Here is a 5469-nt window from a genome sequence, read left to right on the forward strand (position 1 = left end):
CCATCTTGGTTTCCAACTCCTGAAGGCGTTTAGAATCTTCTATACGCTCACTCACAGAAGGAAGGGATTCCTCACCAAATCTTTCTTTGTAGAACTTAACCCAGTTCGTGATCGTGCTAGGAGACACTGAATATTTACGTGCAAGATAAGATAACTTCGTTCCACTAAGTGCCTCTTGAGCTACCTTGATTCGTTGCTCATCATATAGGATATTGCTTTTCATACGTCTCATTCCCCCTCACCAATATTGTACCTTATTGCATATTGATGACTCCAATCTAATTAGGGGGCTTCAGAGTAATCCCTTAATTTTGCTGCACAAAATGCAGGATGTCCCGCCGAGGAGCCAGCATCCCTTAACTGTGCTGCACTTTTTGCATATAACGCTGTCCGAGGCTGCACTTTCTGCATAATCGCTGCGCGGGGCTTACCGCCAGGTCGGCCAAATCCTAATAATACCCCTCAATGACCTAAATAAATGACAATAAAATTAGTTTGAAAGAGAGTATGATGATGGTCACAAGGTATTTGTATACGCTTATATATATCTATTAAACAGAATAAGGAGCTTGTTGACATGAAAATTCAACTCATTCAAAGAAAGTTAGCCATGATGTTAATGTTTACAATGGTTTTCTCTTTACTCCTCATCCCTTCGCCAGGGAAGGCGACTGATGTTGAGGTTGATGTAGCTGCTCTGCTGCCTGCAGCGGATGCGGCTATCGCCATGGATACTACGAATGCAGCGATTGCTAATACCAACTTTGATACCAAAACTAGCTCCACGGTTGGTATTTACAACATTTTATCCAGCAATACGGTCAAAAGACAGGCTTACTATAAATTTAACGTGGCTGCGGTTTCGGACAGCTCATACAAGTATTATTTGCAGGTTTCTGCTAAGCGGGGGAGCGGTACAAATGACGTGGACACCCCTTTACAAGTGTTCGGTTTGAATAATATTACATGGCAGGAAGCAGCAATTACTTGGAATACAGCGCCCCAAACGGATCTGGCTCAATTAGCTCAACTTGGGCAAATCATAGTCACTCAGCCTAATACGATATCCAAGCCGGCTCTATATACGGTAGACGTGACCAATTATGTAAGACAGCATTTAACGGATGGCGCAGTATCCTTCGTTGTCGGTGATTCACAAGGCTTAGGCAGGTCGGTTAATGTGTATTCCAAAGAAACGACGGCATCCAATCCTAAGCCGCAGTTGGTGGTGAAACGGGTGGTTCAAGGCGACAATACGCCGCCTGCTTGGCCCTCAAACGCTGTCTTAAAGTCAAGCAATCTGGGAATGGACTTTATCCAATTAACTTGGCCGGCAGCAACAGATGATACTTTGGTAACCAATTATGTAATCTATCAAAATGACTCCGTTCTTTCTACTGTTTATGGCAGTACGTCTTATAGTGTCGAAGGATTAACACCCAATACGAGTTATACCTATAAGATCATCGCCGGAGACGCAGCTGGGAACTATTCCTCAACTCCATTGACCTATAGCACGACAACGTTAACTTCTCCTGTTACTCCCCTGCAGGTTGTGGAAGTTAATGCTAGCAGCAGCGATGGAAATGTAGAGAGCAATACGTTAGACAACAATTTATACAGCCGTTGGTCAGCTTCTGGCGATGGTCAATATGTGATGTTTGACTTAGGGCAAACGAAGAGTATTGGGTACGTGGGCATAGCTTTTTATAAAGGAGATCAACGTTCTACCCTTATCGATATTCAAACTTCAAATGACGCTACAACATGGACGAATGTATTTAGTGGCAGCAGCCGCGCGAGTACAGTTAACATGCAGGCATTTGATTTCCCGGATACCAATGCTCGTTTCCTAAGAGTAGTAGGACATGGTAACTCGGATGGCAGTACCTTTACCAGCTTAATGGAAGTGATGATTTATGCACCATTTTTATCAGGAGATACACCGGTAGCCATTGTTCCCAATATTACGCCTACGGCTCCCCCAGGCACAGTTCCTTACACGAAGGCTGGCTTGACGAAACCAGATGGTTCCGAGCACCCCATGCATGCACCTAATGCTGTAACGGGAAAAACGATTAATGCAGTCAATTATGGCGCCGACCCAGCGGATAATGAACAAGATGATCGGATTGCCATTCAAAATGCCATCAATGCTGCCGCTTTCGGCGATGAAGTTTTTTTACCGAATGGTGTGTATAACTTGAAAACATCGCCTGACGGGTTTATTAACCTAAAGCTCAAATCCGGAGTGAATGTAAGAGGAGAAAGCCAAGCTGGCACCCTGCTGAAATCAAGTATGGATGACGTCAAGAATAGTTCAGTTTTGAAATCATCCAATCAACACGATATTGTCGTATCGAACCTGACAGTGACTTCAACTTGGAATCGTACATTTTCACTAGAGCATGCTACGAATAATCCAGATGCCGGGGGACCCGACAGTATGATTGCCATAGCAAATTATGGCGAGAATCCGTCCTATAACGTGACCATTGATCAGGTTACAGTTGAACGGTTTAGACGGATGGCGATTCGGATTGAGAACAGCCATGATGTCGTTGTTCGCGGCAGTACGTTCCGCAATGCAACGGATCTTGGCGGCGGCGGAGCAGGTTATGGAACATCCATACAAGGAATGCCGAAGGTCGACAGGCTCGGTTTTGATAATGATACGTATTGGAATGTCGTAGAAAATTCTACGTTTGAAGGGCCATATTTGCGTCATGGTTCCCTCATTCAAAATGTAGCGCACAATAACGTACTGAGAAACAACCACTATACGAACACAAAATTGGATGCTATTGATCTTCATGGTGAGCTTGAGTACCTGAACGAAGTTCACGGCAATACGATCGCTAACATTTTTACTGGCGGGGGCATAGGGCTTGGAAACACAGGCGGTACAGCGCCAAGCAACCATAGTAAAACAGGCCCTAATAACTACATTCATAATAATGTCATTCAAAACTCACGTGAAGGCATAGTCGTTTCGATGGGGACGCCGGATACGTTGATCGAGCACAACACGATAGCAAACACGACGACCGTCAATAACGGCGTTGGGATTAACATTTTAAACGGACCAGGTACTCGGATTATCAATAATCTAATTCATAATAATACAGCCAACAATTACTGGGGAATACTGCTTGAACACGACAACGGTGACCAAAATGCCAATAGTGTGGGACAGGGAGATCCTCAAAACGTACAAATTACAGGGAATACGCTAACAGGAAATACGAATGGGATTCAGCTGCAAGCAGGTTCAAACATTACGGTCAGTAAGAATTTCTTAAACAATATCGGGATCAATTATGAAAAGGCAGCTGGTGTGACGGCTACGGAAATATGGCCTTCGACGGACAACTCGTTAAGCGGTTTAACGATCAGTGCAGGTACTTTAAGTCCAGCATTTGATTCAGCTGTAACTGATTATACGTCCAGTGTGCCTAATGAGATAGCTCAAATCAGCATCCATCCAACGGCATCAGACAGTCAAGCGAAGATAGCTGTGAACGGAGTATTGGTTGTAAGCGGAGAGGCTTCCAGTGACATTCAGCTGAATGTGGGCGAAAATAGGATCGACATGGTTGTTACAGCCGAAGATCGTTCTACAAAAACATATCGACTGACAGTTACTCGGTTGTTGTCGAACAATGCGAATCTAAGCAGTTTGACGATTAGTGCGGGAACATTAAGTCCGGGATTCGGAGCGAATGTAACGGCGTACACGGCATCGGTGTCAAATGGAACCAGTAAGATCACCGTCACGCCAACCGTTGCGGATGACCGGGCAAAGGTAACGGTAAACGGAGCATTAGTTGTTAGTGGAGCGGCAACAGATGTTATTCACCTGAAAAAGGGTGAGAATGCGATTGACATTCAGGTGACAGCTGAGGACAACTCTACTAAAACATACAAGCTCATTGTGATGAGAGGCAGCGACAAAGACAAAGAGAAATAAAGCTATTACTGATCAAAAGTCGGCGGGGTCTTCCTCCCGACTCTTTTGCGTTTGCAAATGCCAAGGAATTTCACATCAAGATCTGCACTATGATACAATACTGAAAAATGAATGTTGAGTGGTGAGACTATGACATTTGAAGAAGTAATGAATAACCTAGAGGAGCTTGGAAGCGAGCAAACGAAAAAAACGTTTCTTCGTCATGGTGCGCAGGAGCCTTTATTCGGAGTAAAAGTAGGGGATCTAAAGAAGTTGGTTAAATTCGTCAAAAAAGACCGTGAGCTAGCCCTCGCCTTGTACGATTCAGGGAATACGGATGCGATGTACTTGGCCGGACTTTCCATTGATCCGAAAACAATGACGAAACAAGAGCTCCAGAATTGGGCGAAGCATGCCTATTGGTATATGCTCACCGAATATACGGTAGCGGGACTGGCGGCGGAAAGCAGCAGCGCGCCCCAATTGGCACGGGAATGGCTGCAATCTCCTGACGAGCTAATAGCCACATGCGGTTGGAGCACTTATGCCAACTATATTAGCATCACACCAGATGAGAAGCTCGATCTTCAGGAAATTGCCCAGCTGCTGGAGCAGGTGAGAACAACGATTCATGCGGAAAGAAATCGCGTTCGATATACGATGAACACCTTCGTAATTACAGTGGGTGCGTATTGTTTTCCACTATTTGAAGCTGCGACGGAAGTAGCTAATGAGATTGGCAAGGTTCATGTCGACGTCGGTCAAACGGCTTGTAAAGTACCGCTCGCGACTGAATATATTCATAAAATCGAATCGATGGGCCGAGTAGGAACGAAGAAAAAGACGTGTATTTGTTAAAAAGATTTTATTAAGGCTATGACTGAATGGCAGTGAAAGATGCCGCTTCGGTTGCAGCCTTTTTTAACATTTAATTTTTTACTTGTTAAAAAAAGGATAACGCTTACTCTTGCAGAAACATTGAAAGGAATGGATTGAGGGGAGAGCCGAGTAAGCCATGTTATTAGAAAAATTATTTTTGAACATCCTTATCGTTCTTGCTCCAGTCTTATTGCAGAGTGTCTTTGGAGAGCGATGGCGCAATGATCCGTCACCGATAGTGATGGGCGCTCTTTATGGAACAGCCTCCTCACTTTGCTTATTATTTTCTTATTTGATTATCCAACTAGCTCAGGATAGGTAATCGTCGTAGACGATAGGCAACAATGAACTAACCTATTGAATAACTCGCTTTTGACCTCACGGCGGTTGAATCGATAGCAAAACTCATCGAGATATGCTTGTAGGTGCTTAGGATCTAAGCCGTGGTAGGTACCACCAATAAAAGCTTTCGCATTAGAGATGATCGTATGAAGCCACTTTAGATGATCTGGATTTTCTTTCAGGTCGTACTTTTTGGCTTCATGGTGGAAGCCATTTTTGGCCAAAGCTTGATAAGAACGATATCTATCGCTGGCAATCGTTGATCCAGCTTCAATGTAGGTGGTTGCAAAGTCAGTGAG

4 protein-coding genes are annotated in these 5469 nt (G+C 44.3%); 2 read left to right on the top strand and 2 right to left on the bottom strand.

The features are described from left to right. Positions 1–223: helix-turn-helix domain-containing protein (locus tag G519_RS46605; RefSeq protein ID WP_036635452.1), on the bottom strand; the 223-nt coding region annotated here is incomplete at its 3' end. A 354-nt stretch (positions 224–577) separates the two neighbouring features. Between G519_RS46605 and G519_RS46610 the strand changes: the two genes are divergently transcribed. Both G519_RS46610 and G519_RS0137700 read left to right on the top strand, forming a co-directional pair. Next, positions 578–3970 (top strand): cadherin-like beta sandwich domain-containing protein, encoded by a 3393-nt coding sequence (locus tag G519_RS46610; RefSeq protein WP_051254080.1) that lies wholly within the window; start codon positions 578–580, stop codon positions 3968–3970. Between the two features lie 129 nt (positions 3971–4099). After that, complete coding sequence (locus G519_RS0137700) at positions 4100–4807, top strand: DNA alkylation repair protein (RefSeq protein WP_029198941.1); 708 nt, start codon at positions 4100–4102, stop codon at positions 4805–4807. A gap of 317 nt (positions 4808–5124) precedes the next feature. Here G519_RS0137700 and G519_RS52790 read toward each other — a convergent pair. Next, on the bottom strand, positions 5125–5469 hold a 345-nt coding region (locus G519_RS52790), incomplete at its 5' end, for an IS1595 family transposase (RefSeq protein WP_036635455.1).

The sequence above is a fragment of the Paenibacillus alginolyticus DSM 5050 = NBRC 15375 genome (assembly GCF_000422905.1).
GTDB classification, from domain to species: Bacteria; Bacillota; Bacilli; order Paenibacillales; family NBRC-103111; genus Paenibacillus_E; species Paenibacillus_E alginolyticus.